Origin of the sequence: Mycolicibacterium madagascariense, assembly GCF_010729665.1 — a bacterium.
GTDB lineage: Bacteria > Actinomycetota > Actinomycetes > Mycobacteriales > Mycobacteriaceae > Mycobacterium > Mycobacterium madagascariense.
The window spans coordinates 2,148,133-2,166,691 of sequence record NZ_AP022610.1 but is presented as its reverse complement, the minus strand read 5'-3'; the positions used below and the strand labels follow the sequence as shown (position 1 = coordinate 2,166,691).

17 protein-coding genes are annotated in these 18,559 nt (G+C 69.6%); 3 read left to right on the top strand and 14 right to left on the bottom strand.

Annotation, left to right across the window (positions count from 1 at the left end; genetic code table 11):
- Positions 1-28: 28 nt before the first annotated feature.
- The 11 genes from G6N60_RS10240 to eltD form a co-directional block, all read right to left on the bottom strand.
- Positions 29-886, bottom strand: a complete 858-nt coding sequence (locus G6N60_RS10240) for a lysophospholipid acyltransferase family protein (protein WP_163736155.1) — start codon at positions 884-886, stop codon at positions 29-31.
- Positions 883-1,707 (bottom strand): GNAT family N-acetyltransferase, encoded by an 825-nt coding sequence (locus tag G6N60_RS10235; RefSeq protein ID WP_163736152.1) that lies wholly within the window; start codon positions 1,705-1,707, stop codon positions 883-885. Before G6N60_RS10235 ends, G6N60_RS10240 begins: the two co-directional genes overlap by 4 nt.
- 91 nt (positions 1,708-1,798) lie before the next feature.
- Entirely contained in the window at positions 1,799-3,154 is a 1,356-nt protein-coding gene (locus G6N60_RS10230; protein WP_220100363.1) for a hypothetical protein, read from the bottom strand.
- 430 nt (positions 3,155-3,584) lie between these two features.
- Positions 3,585-4,049, bottom strand: a complete 465-nt coding sequence (locus G6N60_RS10225; RefSeq protein ID WP_163736146.1) for a ribose-5-phosphate isomerase — start codon at positions 4,047-4,049, stop codon at positions 3,585-3,587.
- A complete protein-coding gene (locus G6N60_RS10220; RefSeq protein WP_163736143.1) occupies positions 4,046-5,791 on the bottom strand; it encodes a dihydroxyacetone kinase family protein in 1,746 nt (581 codons plus the stop codon). Before G6N60_RS10220 ends, G6N60_RS10225 begins: the two co-directional genes overlap by 4 nt.
- Positions 5,788-6,915, bottom strand: a complete 1,128-nt coding sequence (locus G6N60_RS10215) for an ABC transporter ATP-binding protein (protein ID WP_163736140.1) — start codon at positions 6,913-6,915, stop codon at positions 5,788-5,790. Before G6N60_RS10215 ends, G6N60_RS10220 begins: the two co-directional genes overlap by 4 nt.
- On the bottom strand, positions 6,912-8,030 hold the full coding sequence (locus G6N60_RS10210; protein ID WP_163736136.1) for an ABC transporter ATP-binding protein: 1,119 nt from the start codon (positions 8,028-8,030) through the stop codon (positions 6,912-6,914). The genes G6N60_RS10215 and G6N60_RS10210 overlap by 4 nt, the downstream gene beginning before the upstream one ends.
- The gene (locus G6N60_RS10205; RefSeq protein ID WP_163736134.1) at positions 8,030-8,920 is read right to left on the bottom strand and encodes a carbohydrate ABC transporter permease; all 891 of its coding nucleotides are present in this window, start codon (positions 8,918-8,920) and stop codon (positions 8,030-8,032) included. The genes G6N60_RS10210 and G6N60_RS10205 overlap by 1 nt, the downstream gene beginning before the upstream one ends.
- 4 nt (positions 8,921-8,924) lie before the next feature.
- Positions 8,925-9,881 (bottom strand): carbohydrate ABC transporter permease, encoded by a 957-nt coding sequence (locus G6N60_RS10200; protein ID WP_163736129.1) that lies wholly within the window; start codon positions 9,879-9,881, stop codon positions 8,925-8,927.
- A gap of 12 nt (positions 9,882-9,893) precedes the next feature.
- A complete protein-coding gene (locus tag G6N60_RS10195; RefSeq protein ID WP_372511074.1) occupies positions 9,894-11,273 on the bottom strand; it encodes an extracellular solute-binding protein in 1,380 nt (459 codons plus the stop codon).
- 79 nt (positions 11,274-11,352) lie between these two features.
- The gene (gene eltD / locus G6N60_RS10190) at positions 11,353-12,441 is read right to left on the bottom strand and encodes an erythritol/L-threitol dehyrogenase (protein ID WP_163736124.1); all 1,089 of its coding nucleotides are present in this window, start codon (positions 12,439-12,441) and stop codon (positions 11,353-11,355) included.
- A gap of 114 nt (positions 12,442-12,555) precedes the next feature.
- Here eltD and G6N60_RS10185 point away from each other — a divergent pair, with 114 nt between their 5' ends.
- Complete coding sequence (locus tag G6N60_RS10185) at positions 12,556-13,584, top strand: sugar-binding transcriptional regulator (protein ID WP_163736121.1); 1,029 nt, start codon at positions 12,556-12,558, stop codon at positions 13,582-13,584.
- Positions 13,585-13,593: 9 nt separating this feature from the next.
- On the opposite strand, the gene G6N60_RS10180 is transcribed toward G6N60_RS10185, so the two are convergent.
- Both G6N60_RS10180 and G6N60_RS10175 read right to left on the bottom strand, forming a co-directional pair.
- Positions 13,594-14,451 carry an LLM class flavin-dependent oxidoreductase gene (locus G6N60_RS10180; protein ID WP_163736119.1) on the bottom strand — a complete coding sequence of 286 codons (858 nt, stop codon included), beginning with the start codon at positions 14,449-14,451 and terminating at the stop codon, positions 13,594-13,596.
- Complete coding sequence (locus tag G6N60_RS10175; RefSeq protein WP_163736115.1) at positions 14,448-15,200, bottom strand: SDR family oxidoreductase; 753 nt, start codon at positions 15,198-15,200, stop codon at positions 14,448-14,450. Before G6N60_RS10175 ends, G6N60_RS10180 begins: the two co-directional genes overlap by 4 nt.
- A 97-nt stretch (positions 15,201-15,297) precedes the next feature.
- Between G6N60_RS10175 and G6N60_RS10170 the strand changes: the two genes are divergently transcribed.
- Positions 15,298-16,305, top strand: coding sequence for an Lrp/AsnC family transcriptional regulator (locus G6N60_RS10170; RefSeq protein WP_163736112.1), 1,008 nt, complete (start codon positions 15,298-15,300; stop codon positions 16,303-16,305).
- Here the strand turns inward: G6N60_RS10170 and G6N60_RS10165 are convergent.
- The gene (locus G6N60_RS10165) at positions 16,286-17,770 is read right to left on the bottom strand and encodes an FGGY-family carbohydrate kinase (protein ID WP_163736109.1); all 1,485 of its coding nucleotides are present in this window, start codon (positions 17,768-17,770) and stop codon (positions 16,286-16,288) included. The genes G6N60_RS10170 and G6N60_RS10165 overlap by 20 nt on opposite strands.
- Before the next feature lie 320 nt (positions 17,771-18,090).
- Here G6N60_RS10165 and G6N60_RS10160 point away from each other — a divergent pair, with 320 nt between their 5' ends.
- Entirely contained in the window at positions 18,091-18,477 is a 387-nt protein-coding gene (locus G6N60_RS10160; protein ID WP_163736106.1) for a histone-like nucleoid-structuring protein Lsr2, read from the top strand.
- Positions 18,478-18,559: the final 82 nt, after the last annotated feature.

Here is an 18,559-nt window from a genome sequence, read left to right as displayed (position 1 = left end):
GTCAAGGATACCGGCAGGCGGGTCGGCGTCAGGCGACGAGCGCGTGCCCCGCCCCGCTACGGACCCCGATCGGCGCAGCGCCCCGCACGGCCGCCTCGCATCGGTGCGCCAGCTCCCGCCGGTCCTGCCCTGGCAACTCGAGTGACTGCACCCGGACGTGGCAGGTGGTCCGCCGCGCCGTGACGACCCGCCGCGCCGAGGCCACCAGCGAATCGTCACCGATGAACGCCGGGATCGTCGAGGGCGCGCCGTCGCGGTGCCGGTAGGTCAGGGCCAGGGGCTGTACGGGCCTGCCGGCGTCGATGGCGGCCTGGAACATCGCGGGCCGGAAGCTGCCGTAGCCGAGTCCGCACCAGGTCGTGCCCTCGGGAAACGCGACGACGGTGTGCCCGGCGCCGAGCCGTTCGGTGACGGCGCGCACCACGTCGGGCAGCCGGCGCAGGCTGGACCGCTCGATGGGTATGACCTTCATCAGGCGGGCGAGGAAGCCCAGGGCGGGCCATTCGATCAGATCGGCCCTGGCGACGAACGAGCCGGGCAGCACGGCGCCGATGACGAAGACGTCGACCCAGGACACGTGACCGCTGACCACCAGGACGCCACGCAGGTTGCGGATGGGACCACCCGTGATGCTGATCCGCACGCCGAGGCTGCGCAGCATCAGTCGGCAGTAGAGGCGCTGCACGCGCGCCTTGCCGGGCAGCGGGAGCGCGAGCAGCGCCGCGGCGGGCAGGAGCACCACCGCGCACAGCACCCGCAGGACGGTGCGGGCGACGGCCAGCACGCGGTGCAGTCCGCGGCCGACGGTCTCGGTGCGCACGCAGGACGCATCACAGGTCGACCGGGGCAGCCACGGACTCTCACGCAGCACCTGATGGCTGCTCATCGGTTCGCCGCGTTCGTCGCCGTGGACACCGAGCGCAACCGCTGCAGGTAGCGGACGTCGGCCTGGCGCTTGTCGAGCAGCGCCGGGAAGTCGCCGACCCCGAAGTCGGGATCGTGGGCCGGCTCGCCGCACACCTTGGCGCCGAGGCGCAGGTAGCCCCGCATGAGCGGCGGCACGTCGACCTTGGCGGGCGGGGCGATGTCGTCGAGCCCCCTGCCGTCCAGGACGACGGGCCGGTGCGGCACCACCGTGTAGTCGCTGGCATGGCGGGTCCGCACGAAGTCGCGCACGGCGCGGATCTGCGCGCCGGGCTTCTCCGCGGTGCCACCGGCGACCGGTACCGACACGCAGCCGGTGACGTAGTCGTAGCCGCACCGGTCCAGGTAGGCCAGGATGCCCGCCCACATCAGCAGCACCACGCCGCCGTTGCGGTGGTCGGCCCTGACGACGGCACGACCCATCTCGACGAGGCTGGGGCGCAGCGGGTCCAGCTCGGTGACGTCGAACTCGGTGGCGCTGTACAACCCGCCCGCGGCGATCGCGCCCGGCGGCGGCAGCATGCGATAGCAGCCCACGAGTTCGCCCGAGCCGTCCTCCCGTACCAGGAGGTGGTCACAGAACTCGTCGAACCGGTCGGCGTCGCGCCCGTGGTCGTGGCCGTTGCTCAGATCGAAGCCGGGTTCGGAGGTGAACACCTCGTAGCGCAGTCGCTGCGCGTCCTCGACGAGCGTGGGGTCGGTGCTGAGCAGCAGGGTGTAGCGCGGCGTTCCCGCCGCTGCGGTGGTGTCCTCGTGGGCGATGAGTACGGACGCGGTGCTCATAGCCAGCACGGTGGTTCAGCAGGACAGCGCGACGGCAATCACCGCGTGTCGTGTCCGTGCACGCCAGGTGACGAATTGACCTTCGAACGCCTCAGACGGCGTGATCGAGCAACTCGGCCGACTCCGGGGCCGAGGAGACGATGCGCAGCGTGCGGGCGGCGGCGGGGCGCCGCAGTTCGGGGCGGGCCATCCGCGGACGCCACGCGATCTGCGAACCCGACCGCACGACGCCGACGGGACCCGAGCCGACGAAGCGGGAGATCGCCGTCCCCGGCAGTTCGGCGCCCGCCTTGGCCTGGCGGTAGCCGACCCGGATGCCTGCCGCGCAGGCGCCGACGAGGGCGCCCAGGCCGGGCAGTGCGACCGCGAGCAACGCCGTCAGGGACACCGACGCCACGACGGCGCCGATGACGTGTTCGACCATCGACAGGACGTCGCCGGCGGCGTTCTCACCCGTGGACGGGGCGGCGGCCGCAGCGGCCTCGTTCGCCTGCGCGGCCGTGTACCTGATGGGCAGAACCGGTGTGGTGGACGGGATCGCGCCGGGCAGATTCGCCATTCCCGGCAGAGCCGGCAGCGTGGCGGTGGGCTGCTCACCCGTGCCGGTGACGGGGGCGGTCATGGCGTCGGGCAGGGCACGCGTCGAGCCGGTCCCGTCCGTCGCGGGGATCGCGCCGTCGACGCCGAGCAGATCGGACAGGTCGGCGGGCAGCTGACCGAGTGCGGCTCCGGCGCCGGCGACCGAGGACAGCATGCTCTGCACGGAGGTGACCACTTGCGCGACGGGGACCGCGACGGTCTCGGCGGCCGTCGAGATGGCGTCGTTGGCGGCGAGGGCGGCGTTCGTGGCGGCCTGACCCGCGGCACCGGCGGCGGTCGAGGCAGCCTGACCGGCGGCGCCCGCTGCGGCGGACACCGTCTGGCCTGCGGCTCCAACGGCGGACGTCGCGGCCTGACCGGCGGCTCCCACGGCGGATGAGAGCGCGCCACCGGCTGCGGAGGCCGCGCCGGCTGCGGCATCACCCGCACTCGACAGCGGGTTGGGGGTCACCGATCCGGACGACGCGGCAGGCACGCTGCCGTGCACCGTGGGACTACCGCCGAACGTGGTCTTCGGTGTCTTGAAGGAGCCCGCCGTGGGCAGTCCCGGCTTGGGCAGCGAGTTCATGGTGCTGGCGATGCCCGCCAGTCCGTTCTGCACCTGCGTGCGCAACAGATCCCCGACGTTGGGGACCGGCTTGGCAGGGCTGGGGCTCCCGGCGTCCGGGGTGGCGCCCGTGCCGTCCTGGGGCTTGGAGTTCTGGGTGCTCTTGGCGCCGGCGCCGGCGCCCGCGCCGTCGGAGCCGGTCTCGGCGGCGGCGACGGCTGCGCTCACGCCGGCCATCGTCAGGCCGGTGGAAAGCACGCACACGCCCGCTGCGATGCGCAGATGCGTTGACACGGTCATGTCACTCCCAGTCGGCAGCCTCAACGGCGGGTAATGGCGCCAATTGTTCCACACGAAGGTGGTCAGCTATCACCATTCTGGCGGGAAAGTGGCGGCCATACCGTGGGCAGCAAATATGTCGGCTCGCCAGCCGGTGGGAAATACCCATCGGCGTCGCCTTGTGGCAACTCTCGGTTAGCCGAGTCGGTAATTCGCCAGCAACTCGCTATCTGCACCAAATCCGCAGTTCATGCCGATGAAACGAGCCATTCCTAGGACGCTGAGTTTCACCTCGTCGGTACCCCCGCGACCGACCACCGGGGTGCCGACACGGGCCCGATCCCCGAGCAGCCCGCTTAATGTAATTAGAAACACGAAGCGACTTCCCAGCAAGCCCGTAACCGGACATTTCAGCGCGATTCCCAGTTTTGGGACAGAGTGCGGCGTGGGATCAGGGCGCGACGGGGTCGTAGCCGCAGATCGCATCGACCTTCTCGGCACTGGCGCTGGTCGGGTCGAACTCGTAGCCGAGCCATTCCCTGGCGAGCCGACGGGCGAGTTCCAGACCGATGACGCGCTGCCCGAAGCACAGCACCTGAGCGTTGTTGGACAGCACCGAACGTTCGACCGAGAAGCCGTCGTGGGCCGTGACCGCCCGGATGCCGGGCACCTTGTTCGCGCTGATCGCGACGCCGAGACCGGTTCCGCACAGGAGCAGTGCCCGGTCGGCCCGGCCCTCGGCCACCATCCGTGCCGCCGCGACCGCGACGTGCGGATAGGCGGTGTTCTCGTCCGGGCCCACGCCGACGTCGGTCACCTCGGCGACGCGGTCGTCGGCCAGCAGGTCGCCCTTGAGGGCCTCCTTGTACTCATATCCCGCGTCGTCCGATCCGACGACGATCCGCCATCCGGTCACGAGCCATCTCCCTTGGCAGTCAGTGCGAAGCAATCGGCGACCGCGTGCGCGCACATCGCCAGGGACGTGGCGCCGGCGTCCGGGGTCCCGACGCTGCGGTCGGCCAGCGGGCGCGCGCGCCCCACCTTGGGCCGCATGTCGGCGGTGGCGGCCGCGGCGTCGGTCGCCGTGTCGGCGGCCGCCCGCCAGGCGTCGCGCCACGACGCGCCGTCGGCGATCCGGTGCTGCAGGTCGTCGACGAACGGCAGCATCGCGTCGAGCATCGTCTTGTCCCCCGGCGCGGCGCCGCCGAGCTGGATCAACGCGTCGTAGCCGTCGCGCATCGCCGCGCCCACGGTGGCCGGGTCGGGTCGGCCGGTGTCCCCGAGTCGAGCGCCCACCGCGGCGAGCAGCGCACCCCACAGCACCCCGGAGGTGCCGCCCGCCTTGGCGGCCCACTCCTTGCCCGCCGCGGCGAGCACCGAGCCCTGACCGGCACCGGCGTCGGACGCCTCGGCCGCGGCGACGCGCGCGGCCGACGAACCCTTGACCATGCCGCGGCCGTGGTCGCCGTCGCCGGCGACCGCGTCGATGCGACCCAGTTCGTCCTCGGCGTCGGCCAGCACGTCGGCGATCGCGTTCAGCGCCGTCACGACGAACCGTCCGCCGGCCCGGCCCTCGTCGTCGGCGAGCGCGGCCACGTCCTGGGTCGGGGCCGCGGCCGACGCGGCGGCATCGACGCGACGCTCCCCCGAATCCCCTTGTCGTGCAACGCCCTTGCGATATGCGGGACAGTCGGCCGGTGCCCGCCAGTACCTCTCGAGTTCGTCGTCGAGCCACATCACGGTCAGCGAGCACCCCGCCATGTCCAGGCTGGTGACGAGCTCGCCCACCTCGGGCTCGACGACCTCGTAGCCGCGCTCGCGCAACAGCCGCGCGACGGTGCCCCACACCACGAAAAGCTCCTCGTACTTGGTGCGGCCCAGCCCGTTGAGGATCACCGCGAGGCGGGTCGAGTCGGTGGCCGGTGCGTCACCGAGGACGCCGTCGACGAGCGTGGCGGCGAGTTCGTCCGCCGTGGGCAACGGCTCGTCGCGCACGCCCGGCTCGCCGTGGATGCCGAGACCGACGCCCATGTGGCCCTCGGGGACCGTGAAGAGCGGGTGGTCCGCGCCGGGCAGCGTGCATCCGTCGAACGCCACGCCGAGTGTCCGCGTCGCCGCGTTCGACGCCTCTGCGACGCGGATGACGCCCTGGAGGTCCAGGCCGTCCTCGGCGGCGGCGGACGCGCACTTGAAGACCGTGAAGTCGCCGGCGATGCCCCGCCTCTTGGACTCCTCGCCCTTCGGCGCGCTGGCGACGTCGTCGGTGACGGCGAAGTAGTGCGCGTCGATGCCCTCGCTGCGCAGCTGCGTCACCGCGAGGCCGAAGTTCATCACGTCACCCGCGTAGTTGCCGGTGGTGAGCAGCACGCCCGCGTCGCCGTGCGCGGCGCGGGCCACGGACGCGGCCTCCTCGGCCGACGGCGAGGTGAAAATGTTGCCGACGACCGCGCCGTCGGCGAAACCCACCCCGACGGTCCCGCAGAACGCCGGATAGTGGCCCGACCCGCCGCCGATGACGACCGCAACCTTGCCCGGCGGCGTCTCCCGCGCGCGCACCACGCCGCCGGGGACCCCGGCGACGTAACCCGCGTTGGCGTCGAGGAACCCGACCAGCATGTCCTCGGTGAACCGCGCCGGATCGTTGAACAACGTGGTCATCGCAATCGCTCTCCGGTGTCGGCGTCGAACAGGTACACCCGTTCGGGCGGGGCCCCGATGACGACCTCCTGCTCGGGCTCGTAGACCTCCTGCGCCGGGGTCTGCACGACGATGCCCTCCTCGATGCCCGCCACGGTACTCGTCGCCAACCCGAACTCCAGGAGGTGCTCGAAGTACGCGACCGTGGTGCGCAGCCCGGGACCGTCCGCCGACAGGGTGCAGTCCTGCGGCCGGATTCCCACCGACACCGCGGTCCCGTCGGGGACGTCGGTCACGGCGGTCGCCAAAGCGCCTGCGCGAGAACCGATCTCGACGTGTACGCGGCCGTCGACGTGCTTGGTCACTCCGCGCAGCACGTTGATCTGGGGTTCGCCGACGAACTCGGCGACGAACAGGTTGGCGGGGTCGTCGAACACCTCGTCGGGCGTCCCGAACTGCTGCACGACACCGGCGTCCATCACGGCGAGGCGGTCGGCCAGCGACAGCGCCTCGACCTGGTCGTGCGTCACCACGATCGTGGTGTAGCCGAACTCCCGCTGCAGCACCTTCAGTTCCCGCCGAACCCGTTGCCGCGCAGAGGCGTCGAGATGGCTCAGCGGTTCGTCGAGCAACAGCACCGGCGGATTGCGCACCAGCGCGCGGGCCAGCGCGACGCGCTGCTTCTGGCCGCTCGACAGACCCGCAGGCCGCAGGTCCATCAGCTCGTCCATCTCGAGGCGGCTGCTGATGCTGGCCACCATCTGCTCGGCGCCCTTGACCTTGCGCGCCTTCAACCCGTAGAGCAGGTTCTCGCGCACCGACAGCGGCGGGTAGAGCGCGTAGCTCTCGAACCCGACGCCGATGCCGCGCTTGGAGGCGGGCAGTTGGGAGATCTCGCGGTCGCCGATGCGGATCGAGCCGCTCGTCACCGTCTCCAGCCCGGCGATCATGCGCAGCGTCGTCGTCTTCCCGCACCCGGAGGGACCCAGCAGCGCGACCAGTTCGCCCGCCTCGATCGCCAGGTCGATTCCCTTGACCGCCGTGACGCTTTCGCGCCCCCGGGAGGCGTAGGTCTTCACCAGGTCGGTCAGCGTCAGGCTCTGAGCGGTGGTCGTCTTCGGGACGTCGGTCGTGGTCGCGGTCACCGTGCAGCCTCCAGATCTCGGTCGTCGGCGCCCAGCCGGGCGGTGTCGCCCTCCCCCGGGGCGAACACGTGGACGTCGTCGTCGGCGACCGTCATGGCCACCGTCGCACCCTCGTCGACGCCGTCGCGTCCCGAGGTCAGCACGATCAACTGCTCGCCACCGGTGTCGACGGTGAGCTCGATGTTGCGGCCCAGCCGCTCGGCCAGCACGACGCTGCCGGTGATCGGAGCCGACCCGGTCTCGCCGCGGACGACGTGAATGTCGCACGGCCGCAGGCCGACTCGGACGCGATCGCCGCCGCGGACGGTCAGCCCGGCGGGCACGGGCAGGTCGAACGCGCCCGATCCGACCCTGATCCGGCCGTCCTCGACCTCGCCGTCGAGGAGGTTGATCTCCGGCTGACCGAGCGCGCGGGCCACGAAGGTGTCCGCGGGACGGCGCCAGATCTCCTCCGGCGTGCCGATCTGGACCAGCGAGCCGTCTCTCAGCACCGCGATGCGGTCACCGAGCGCCAGCGCCTCCTGGTAGTCGTGGGTGACGTACACGGTGGTCGTCTTCGACATGGCGCCAAGCTGTTTGAGCTCGGCGCGCATCGCGGCGCGCAGCTTGGCGTCCAGGTGGCTCAGCGGTTCGTCGAGCAGGTACACGTCGGCCGGCCGGACCAGCACCCGGCCGAGCGCGACGCGCTGGCGCTGCCCGTTGGACAGCTCCCGCGGAAAGCGCTTGAGCAAGTGGTTGATTCCGAGCGTCGTGGTGACCTGGTCGATGCGCTCGCGCTGCTGGGCGTCGGTGTACTTGCCCGTCCGACCGGACTTGAGCGGTGACGCCAGATTCTCGCCGACCGTCTTCTGGGGATAGAGGGCATAGCTCTCGAACGCCATCGCGACGTTGCGGTGGTAGGGCTCGACGAGCGTGACGTCGTTGCCCCCGATCGTGACGGATCCGCCGTCGACGTCCACCAGGCCGGCCACCGACTTGAGGGTCGTCGTCTTGCCCGCGCCGCTGGGGCCGAGGATGACGAAGAACTCACCGTCGGCGATGTCGACCGTGAGGTCGCTGACCCCGCGCGTCTTGCCGTAGGACTTGGACAGGCCCTTGAGCGATACGGTGGCCATCAGGCCTTCACCGCCCCAAAGGACAAGCCCCGCACCAGGTATCGCTGGATGGTGAGCGCCAGTATCAGCGGCGGTAGGGCCGCGATGATCGCCGCCGCCGCGGTCAGGTTGTAGTAGGCCTGGCCGCCACCGCCGAGGAACTTGGTGATGGCGACGGTCACGGTGCCCGCATTGCTGTCGGCGAGGATCAGCGGGAAGACGTAGTTGTTCCAGGCGAAGATGAACGCCAGCAGCGCCGCCGCCGCGATGCCGGGGCGCACGATGGGTAGTGCCACCATGACGAAGGCCCTAGATCGCGTGTAGCCGTCCAGGAGCGCAGCCTGCTCGAGATCCTCCGGCAGGTCTTCGAAGTAGGAGCGCAGGATCCACACCACCAGCGGCATCGTGACCAACTGCAGGACCCAGATCATGCCGACCTTGGTGTCGAAGAGACCGATCTGGTTGTAGATGACGAACAGCGGCACGATGACCATCAGCTCCGGCGCGAAGCGGAACGACAGCATCTGGAACATCAGGTCGTTGCTGCCCCGGTACTTCCACCGGCCGGCCGCATACGCCGCCGGAATGCCGATCACCAGCGAGACGATCACGGCCCCGCCGCAGTTGAGCAGACTGGTCAGCAGCGCGGTCTTGAAGTCCACGCTCGTCATCCGAGTGCCCTTGTCGGACACCACGGTCGCGAAGTTGGACCACGTGGGGCTGAACTGGAAGTAGGTGGTGGTCTGCTCCTGCGCGTTCTTCAGCGCGAGGATCACCATCCACACGATCGGGAACAGCGAGAAGACGAACCAGCCGACGAGACCGACGTCGGCGACGACCGATCCCACGCCGAACCGCTTCTGACCGGGCAGCAGTTCACTGCGGGTCGGCTTGAACTTGGTGAAGGCCATGGTCTTAGGACTCCGCTCCCGCAGCACGACGCTGCGCCTTGCCGAGCACGCTCACCAGATAGCGAGCGGTGATGAACACGATGATCCAGAGCAGCAGCATGTAGGTGCTGCCCCGGGAGTAGTCCAGGTTGATGATCGAGTCCTCGAAGGCACCGATCTGCAGGGTGCGGGTCGCCACGCCGGGGCCACCCGCGGTGAGGACGTAGATGTGGTCGAACACCTTGAGGTTGTCCATGAACCGGAAGATGACGGCGACCAGGATGTAGGGCCACAGCATCGGCAGCATCAGCTTGCGGAACATGTAGAACCAACTGGCGCCGTCGACTTCGGACGCCTCGAACGGCTCCTTGGGTAGCGAGCGGATGCCCGCCAGCACCAGGATGGCGACGAACGGGGTGAAGATCCACAGGTCGACCAGCACCACCGAGAACAGGGCGTGCGAACTCGACAGCCAGTCGAACGTATTACCCAGTCCCAGCACGTGATTCAGGATGCCGAACTGGGGGTTGAACATCAGCTTCCAGATCACGCCCGCGATCACCGGGGCGATCATCAGCGGCAGGATCAGGACCTTCTCGAAGATCTTGCCGACGATGCTGGACCGGTTGAGCAGCAGGGCCAGGCCGACGCCGAGGACCGTCTCGACCGCGGTCGCCGCGACGGCGAAGATCGCCGTGGTCTTCACACTCGACCAGAACACCTGATCGCCCAGCACGGACGTGAAGTTGTCGAACCACACGAAGTGTGGGTGCGGGTTGACCGCTGCGTAGTTGAGGAACGCGTAGTACGCGCCGACCACGAAGGGATAGAGGATGCCGACGACGATCACCAGTGCGGGGATCGACAGGAGGTAGGGCCGCAGCTTGCGCCGCCACGTCGGGACCTGGGGCAGCGTGCGGGCCCGGGTGCGCTGCGGCTGCTGCGGCGACGTAGCGGGCGCCGTGGATGTCTGGGTTGTCATTGGCCCGAGCTCCTAGAGGTTGACCTTGGAGGTGTTGGTCTTGGCGAGGCTGCGCAACCGCGATGCCGCGTCGTCACCGCCGTAGATGTCCTGCAGCGCCACCGCCCAGTTCTGCGTGGTGTCGAAGAACTTCTTCTGCGGGGTGAATTGGATCTTGGACTGGCCGATCACGGTCTCGAACGTCTCGAGGTATCCGAACTGGTCTGCGGCGACCCGCTTGAAGGTGGTGTCGAACACCGACTTTCGCACCGGGTCGGCGTACGTGCCGCCTTCGACCGCCTTGTTCATCGACTCCTTGCCGGTGGCCCACTGGATGAACAACCACGCGGGCAGCTTGTGGCGACTGTTGGCCGACATGGCCCAACTCCAGGTCCACAGGTTGGTCTTGTAGTTGCCGTCGGGACCGGCGGGCCCCGGGTACCAACCGAGGTTGCCGGCCTCCTTGCTCGCGCCCGGTTTGTTCTTCGGGTAGGTCGCGCTGTCGGCGTCGAACACCATCATGGCCTTGCCGTCGCCGAGATCGCCGGTGGCGTTGGGATAGTCGTAGGTTGTCCACGACGTCGGACCGGCCTGGTGCTGCATGTCGATCCACCTCTTGGTGAACGCGATCGCCTTGTCGCTGTCCATCTCCGCGATGAGCTCGGAGCCGTTGAAGTGGTAGTCGACGGCCCCCTCGCGGGTGTACTGCGTCATGAAGCCGGGGTGGATGGTCGCCCACGACTTCGACCCGCGGGTGGCGATGCCGTAGCGGTTCTGCGAGCGATCGGTCAGGTCGACGGCGAGTTGGATGAAGTCGTCGAGCGTGTCGGGCAGCTTCTTGATGCCCTTCTCGTCGAAGATCCGCTTGTTGTAGGCGACGACGTTGTTCTCGAAGCCCCAGGGGATGGCCCACTGGCCACCGGTGCCCAGCGGGTTGCCGAGGGTGAAGTCCCACCGGGTGGAGGTGCGCAGGCCCTCGAAGATGTCCTCGAAGTCGTAGTCGGCACTGGTGGCCGACGCGTTGTGCAGCCACGGGTTCAGATCCTCGATCCACCCGGGCGGTCCGTACTGCCAGATGAAGTAGGCGCCGAGCATGAAGGCGTCGTGCTTGCCCGACCCACCGGCCAGCTCGGTGTTGAGCTTGGTGAAGTAGTCCGCTTCCGGAACCAGGTCGACGTTGACGTTGATGCCGGTGAGTTCGGTGAACTCGGCCAGCAGTGGTTGATACGACAGTTGGTAGGGGTGCGGGGTCTGCAGGATGTTGATGGTCTGGCCGGAGGCCTTCTTCCAGTCGAAGCCGCCGGTGACCTCTCCCGCCCCGTTGGGTGCGCTGGCCTTGCCGCCGACACCGCAGGCACTCAGCACGGGCAGGCTGGCGGCCGCCGCTCCGGCAACGCCCAACGCCGCCAACATGTTTCGCCGCGACAGCTGGGGCCCTTGCAGGGCACGTCGATTGAGACTCATCGTCGAGTTGTCCTTAGTTCGGGTGGGTTCAGGCCGGGATGAGGGAGACCTTGACCGACTCCTTGCCGCTCGCGACGAGGTCGAGGCCCTTCTGGAACTCGGTCAGCGGCAGCTGGTGGGTGCAGATCTCGTCCATCGGGAGCACGCCGGACTCGATGAGCTTGATGGCGGCGGGCCAGCAGTAGGGGCCGAGGTGCGCGCCGAGGACGTCGAGCTCCTTGTCGTCGCTGATGATGCTCCAGTCGACGGTGACGTCACTGCCGAAGACGCCGTACTCGACGTAGCGGCCCAGCTTGCGCAGCGAGTTCAGGCCCTGGGGCACGGCCGAGGGATGGCCGGTCCCCTCGAGGTAGACGTCGGCGCCGTAACCGTCGGTGAGGTCCTTGACGATCTTCTCGACGTCCTCCTCGACGATGTTGATGACGATGTCGGCGCCGCACTTCTTGGCGAGCTCGAGCTTCTCCGGAGCCATGTCGAGGGCGATGACGTGCATGGGGTTCTTGGCGCGGGCCCCGGCGATCATGCCGAGACCGATGGGTCCGCAGCCGGCCACCACGACGGTGTCCTCGAACGTGATCTGCGCGCGTTCGACGGCGTGCAGCGAGCAGGACAGCGGCTCGACGAAGGCGGCGTGCGCGGGCGGGAGGTCACCGGATATCTTGTGCACCAACGCTTCCACGGGATAGGTCATGTAGGTGGCCATGGCTCCGGGGGTGCGGCGCTTGAAGCCGTAGAGGTCGTGGGGCTGGCACATGTGGTACTGCCCGCGCTTGCAGAAGCGGCACTCCCAGCACGGGACGATCTGCTCGGAGGTCACGCGGTCGCCGACGGCGATGCCCCACCGGGCGGCGGCGTCGTCGTCGAGTTCGACGACCCGGCCGACGAATTCGTGGCCGGGGATGACCATGGTCTCGGTCCAGGCGGGCCGGTTCTCGTCACCCCAGAACTTGGCGGCCCCGTGGTAGCACTTCAGATCGCTGGCGCAGATGCCGACGGCTTCGACCCTAACGAGCGCCTCGCCCGGCTTGCGCTGCGGCACGGCCACCTCTTCGAGGCGGTAGTCGTTCGGTCCGTGACAGACGACGGCCTGCATCTTCTCGGGGATCTGGTCGGACATCGTGGCTCCTTAACCTGTGGCTCCGGTCACAGTATCCAGTGCGTGCACATTTGTCCAGAACGTATGTTCAGCAAAATTCTTCTCAGAACACATGCTCGGTGCCATACTCGCTTCATGCCACGGTCGGCCCCTCCACCGCCGCCCCACCAGCTGGGTGACGGTGCCCCGAGTGACGCTGAGGGCAGCCACTTTCCGGCCGCCCTCCTGTACGCGGCCGCCCGGCTCTACTACGAGGACGAGGCCACCCAGGCCGAGGTCGCCCAGCAACTCGGCACCAGCCGTGCGACGGTCAGCCGACTGCTGTCGGAGGCCAAACGCCAGGGCATCGTGAGGATCGAGGTGGTGCCGCCCGCCGAGGCGCGTCACGGCGACCTGGCCGACCGCCTGGCACGCGCGCTCGCGCTCACGTCGGTGTACCTGTGCCCCCCGCTGCCGACGCCGGGGGCGGGCCGCGCCCTGGTCGACGTGATGGGCCGCGCTCTGGCACCCGCCGTCGGCCGGGCCCTCGGGGAGGCCGGCCTGCTCCCCGGCGACGTGCTGCTGGTGTCGTCGGGCCGGACGGTCTACGAGGTCGCCCAGTACGAGCTGGTACCCCTGCCGGGGGTGGTCGTCGCGCCGACCGTGGGCGGCAACGACCAGCCCGAGGAGTGGTACCAGACCAACGAGATCACCCGACTGGTGGCCAATCGCATTGGCGGACGGGCGAATTACCTGTTCGCCCCGGCGCTGCCCGGCGTCGAGCTGTACCAGTCACTGCTGAACGACCCGAGCATCCAGCGCGTGCTGCACCTGTGGCCCCACGCCCGCTGCGCGCTGATGGGCGTCGGCGCGCCGCCGCTGAGCCGCTCGGACATCCCCCGCTTCGTCCCCACGGGTTCGACGTCGCTGCGGGCCGCCGTCGGCGACGTCTGCTCGCGGTTCTACGACCGCACCGGCGCACCCGTCGACTTCGAGGACGGCGAGCGGTTGATTGCAGTGGAACTCGCTGCCCTGCAACACATTCCGGTGACGATAGCGGTGGCGGTCGGCAAGGAGAAGGTCGACTCCATCATCGCGGGCGCCCGCGGCGGCTACTTCAACCACCTCGTCACCGATCCCGTGACGGCCGACGACATCCTGAAGAGCCCGGCGCTGGCGGGCTGAGCCCGACGGCTACAGCACGGCGTCGGCGAGCCGGTCGACCTGGTCCAGTCCCGCGACGGCCGGATGGAACAGCAGCCGGTCGAAGCCGAGGTCGCGGTAGGCCCGCACGGCATCGAGGGCGTCGGCCGGCGTCGACACCATGTCGGCCACGCTGAGCGCGCAGTAGTCGGGTGTGAAGGCGTAATACCGGCCGAGATGACGCCTCCCGTCCTCGACGACGTCCGCGTCGCCCAGGGTGACGTTCAGGGAGGCCTGCAGGATCGGGCGGCCGGGGCGGTCGGCCGCCCGCCACCCGGAGCGCACGCGGTCGGCGAAGGACGACTGCGCGGGGTAGTCGCGTACCGCGCCTGCGGCCCATCCGTCGCCGAGCGTCGTGGCCCTGCGCAGGGTGGCACTCGACTTGCCGCCGAACAGCACTGGGATCGTCACCGGTGCGGGACCCAGCGGCAGACCCCCGTCGACCGTCTCGCCCGCCCACACCCGACGCCACACGGCGGTGGCGGCGTCGAGACGCTTGCCGCGAGTCGCGAATTCCGTTCCCGCCGAGACATAGTCGTCGGGCCGGCCCCCGACGGCGACCCCGAGCACCAGGCGACCACCGGACGCGTCGGCCAGGCTCGCGAGTTGCTTGGCGAGCAGGACGGGCGGGTACAGCGGCGCCAACAGGACGTTGGTCACGAGTGTCGTGGTGGTGGTCGCACCCGCAGCCACGGCGAGTGCCACGATCGAGTCGAGGCCGGGATAGATCAACCGGTCGATCGTCGTCACCGATTCGAAGCCGCGCTCCTCGGCGCGGCGGGCCCATTCGACGAGCACGGGCCCATTCACCCCCGCGACGTGGTTGGGCAATCCGATTCCTACCTTCATGGGGTCGTCCTCTCGACGTCCGGATTGACTGCGGCGTAGACCTCGTCGTACTCGCCGCGGGATGCTGCATCGCACAGGTGACGGGCCGCCGCCACGACGATCTCGCCGTCCGAGGGATGCGCGGCCATCAGCGCCAACGCCTCGTCGACGAACGACGCCACCCCCAGACCGTCGGCGTCCTCGGGCTCCCCGCGGGTGTAGACGCGCGGCGGCGGTATCTCGATGACCCGAACGCTGGTGCGTCGCAATTGAGATCGCAGGGATTGCGTGTAGGAGTGGAGCGCCGCCTTGGTCGCGCAGTACGTCGGCATGCGCGCCATCGGCACGAATCCCAGCGCCGAGGTGACGTTCACGATCGCCGCACGCGGCGCAGCCCTCAACGTCGGCAGCAGCTCGGCGGTCAGCAGGAGGGGACCGACGAGATTGGTCGCACACACTGCCTGGATCACGTCCGTCCGCGGGTCCGTCAGATCTTCGAACGGCATGATCCCGGCGTTGTTGACGAGGACGTTCAGATCGGGATGTCGGTCCACCACCTCGGCCGCGAAGGTTCGAACGGACGCCGGATCGGCCAGATCGACGGCGTAGCAGGTCATTCCGGGGTGCTCGCGAGCGACCGCGTCGAGTGCGTCGCGGCGGCGGCCTGCGATGACGACCCGGTTTCCGGCGCGGTGCAGCGCGGTTGCCAGGCCGGCGCCGATGCCGCTGCCGCCGCCGGTGACGAGAATCGTGTCGTCGGTCAGGTGCATGGCTCCAGCGTGGCAGCGCGCGGGGGCGATCGGTCAGCGCGACGGCTGAAGTGGCCATTGATACTCATCTCGCGGGGATCTTCGTATGCTGATCGTCATGTTCGACGCCCTGGACGGCACGATTCTTCACGCCCTGCAGCTCTGGCCGCGCGTCCCCTTTCGCGTCATCGCCGATACCGTGGGCGCGCCCGAGCAGACCGTCGCCCGGCGCTATCACCGCCTGCGGCGTGACGGCGTGCTGCGGGTCGTCGGCGTCGTCGACCCGCAGCTGCACGGCGACGCCCGGTGGCTGGTGCGCGTGCATGCCAAGCCCGACGATCTGGCCCGCCTGGCCGAGGCGCTGGTGCGGCGCGACGACGTCACGCACGCCAACATCCTCTCGGGATGGAGTGAGCTGGTGTGCGTCGTCCGCGCACCGCTCGGCGAGGGGTCCGACGGACTGCTGCGGCGCCTGCCGCGCACGACGTCGGTTCTCGACATGGAGATCGACCTCGTCCTGCACACCTTCGAGGAGTCGGGAACCGCACCGTGGACGGCCTATGGACACACGTTGGACGCCGAGCAGGTCGATCGGCTCCTGCAGCGGTTGGCCGCCGAGACGCCGCCGGCGGTCCGGCCCACGGCTCCCTCGGCCGAGGACCAACCGCTGCTCGACGCGCTCGCGATGGACGGCCGGGCGCCGCACGCCCGCCTCGCCGAACTCACGGGGTGGTCCACCGCCCGGGTGACGCGACGCCTGAGCGCCCTGCAGGCCGCGGGGACGCTGACCTACGACGTCGACGTGCTGCCCGAACGACTCGGCTTCCACGTGAACGCGATCATCTGGGTCACGACCGCGCCGCGACACCTGAACGACGTGGGGCGCGAGCTGGCGCGGCACGCCGAGATCGCCTCGGTGTCGGCCAAGACGGGCCGCAACCATCTGATGGCCGTCGCCATCTGCCGCGACGTCGAGCACCTGTACCGCTATCTCGCCGACGAGCTCGGCGCCGTCGAGCACCTGCAGAGTTACGACACCAGCGTGCGGACCCAGCGCCTCAAGCAGTCGGCGTCACTGGTCTCCCACGGTCGACTGGTCGCCGCGGTCAGCCCCGCCCAGCGATGAGACCAAGGGCGTGCACGAGGTCCTTGGTCGAGGGGTACAGCTCGCGCCAGACGCCGTACAGGTCGTCGTAGAGCGCGCGGTTCGCCGGGTCGGGCTCGATCTCGCGCTCGATCGTGGCCCAATCGGTCTCCGGCGCAACGAGTTCCACGCCGATGGCCGCCATCAGCGCGTCACCGTAACTGGCACCGATGGCCTGCTGGGGCACCAGCTGCGGACGCCCGGTGACGTCGCTGACCGCCTGGGTCCAGATCGCACTGCGCAGACCGCCGCCGACCGCCACCGTGCGGCGGGCGGTGTGGGCGTCGTCGAACATCTCCAGGATGGCCCGGACGCCAAAGGCGATGCCCTCGTAGGCCGCCCGGAACAGGTGCCCGCGGCCGTGCCGGAGGGTGAGCCCCGCGAACAGCCCCCGCGCGTCGGCGTCGAACACCGGGGTCCGCTCCCCCGCCAGATACGGCAGCGCGATGAGCCCCTCGCTGCCTGCGGGCACCGCCGCCGCCTCGGCCATCAGCGTGTCCAGCGAGGCGCCGCCGGTGATCGTCTGCAGCCAGCCGATCATGCTGCCCGCCGTCGACGTGCCCGCCGCCAGCGCCAGGGAGCCGCGCTCGACGCCCGCGGTGGTCCACAGTGCGGGATCGCTGTGGTACTCGTCGATGAGCTGGACGAGGAACATCGTCGACCCGTACATGAGCATCTGGTCACCGGGGTGGCGCACGCCGACCGAGAACGCCTCGGCGAACGCGTCGACCGTGCCCGCCACGACCGGCGTGCCGACCGGAATGCCCGTCGCCGCAGCGGCACCGGCGTGCACCGTGCCCACGACCTCGTGCGGCCAGACCAGTCGCGGCAGGGGCAGGTGCCCGCAGATGCGCGCCGCCCACTGCGCATTCCAGTCGAATTCGCTCGTCGCGTACAGCGGATCGCACTGGCTGGCGGTGTGATGGTCGATGACGTATTCGCCGGTCAACTTCGCGGCGATGTAGGAGTTGGAGCCGTACCAGCCGGTGGCCCGTGCGAAGACCTCCGGTTCGTGGCGCCTGACCCATTCCAGCTTGGGCCCGACGGCTTGACTCGACAGCAGCGTGCCCGCCCGCCGAAGGATGGCGTCGGCGCCGAACTCCTCGGTGAGCGAGACGATCTCGGCCGACGCCCTGGTGTCGACGCCGTAGAGGATGGCGGGCCGCAGCGGCGTCAGGTCGTCGTCGCACAGCACCAGGCACGGGCCGACGCCGCTCACGCACATGGCGGCGATCCTCGACCCGGCGGGCACCTCGGCGGTCAGCCGGTGGGCGATCTCGCACACCTCGCGCCACCACGTCGCCTCGGCGTCCACCTCGGCCCAGCCGGGGCGGGGCAGGCTCATGCCGTGGGTAATGGTCGCCGACGCCAGCACGGCACCCGCGGTGTCCACCAGAACGCCCTTGATGCTCCCGGTGCCCATGTCGATTCCGAGAAGCAGGTCCACGGCGCAACCCTACGTCCACCCGTTGCCGACGTTCGCTGCACGGGACACCCCGTCGCCAATTCGAGGGCCGTGGCCGGCGCGGGCGCGACGGCGTTCACGGTGAAATGGCCGCCTGCGTCGAATTGCCGAGACGGCCACCCCCGGCGTGCGCGGACACGGGCCGAAGGGAGCGTCGCGCAAGGGATCTCGTTAGCAATTGCAACTAAGTACGGGTTTCGACCGACACGACATTGATATTTCACGAAATGGTGCAATAGCACGTTTCCGGTTTTAGGGAATCACTTGTAGCATTACCGCAATTCCCGCACAGAAGGATTCGAATGGCCGAGCGCATCATCAAACAACTCATCGACGACCTAGACCAAACAGAGATCAGCGACGGCAAGGGCGGCACGGTGGAGTTCGCCCTGCGCGGCACGTCCTACCGCATCGACCTCAGTGACGCGAACATCGCCAAGCTGGAGAAGGCCTTTGCGCCCTTCGTCGCCGCGGCCACCAGGACGTCGGGCCCCAGCACGTCGACGCGCACCGGCGGGGCGACGCGCAGGAAGCGGGCCGGCGCCAGAGCCACCAAGCGCACCAGCGCCAACCCCACCGCCAAGATCCGGGCGTGGGCGGCGGAGAACGGCCACGAGGTGAGCGCTCGGGGGCGCATCCCCGCGTCCGTCGTCACGGCCTACGACTCCGCGCACAAGCGCGGTCGCTAGACCCGAGCCAAAGCGGCTGGCGCACAACGCTATTCGGGAGCCTTCCGCAGACCCGGTCCTACGACGCAAAGGACCCCGGCGC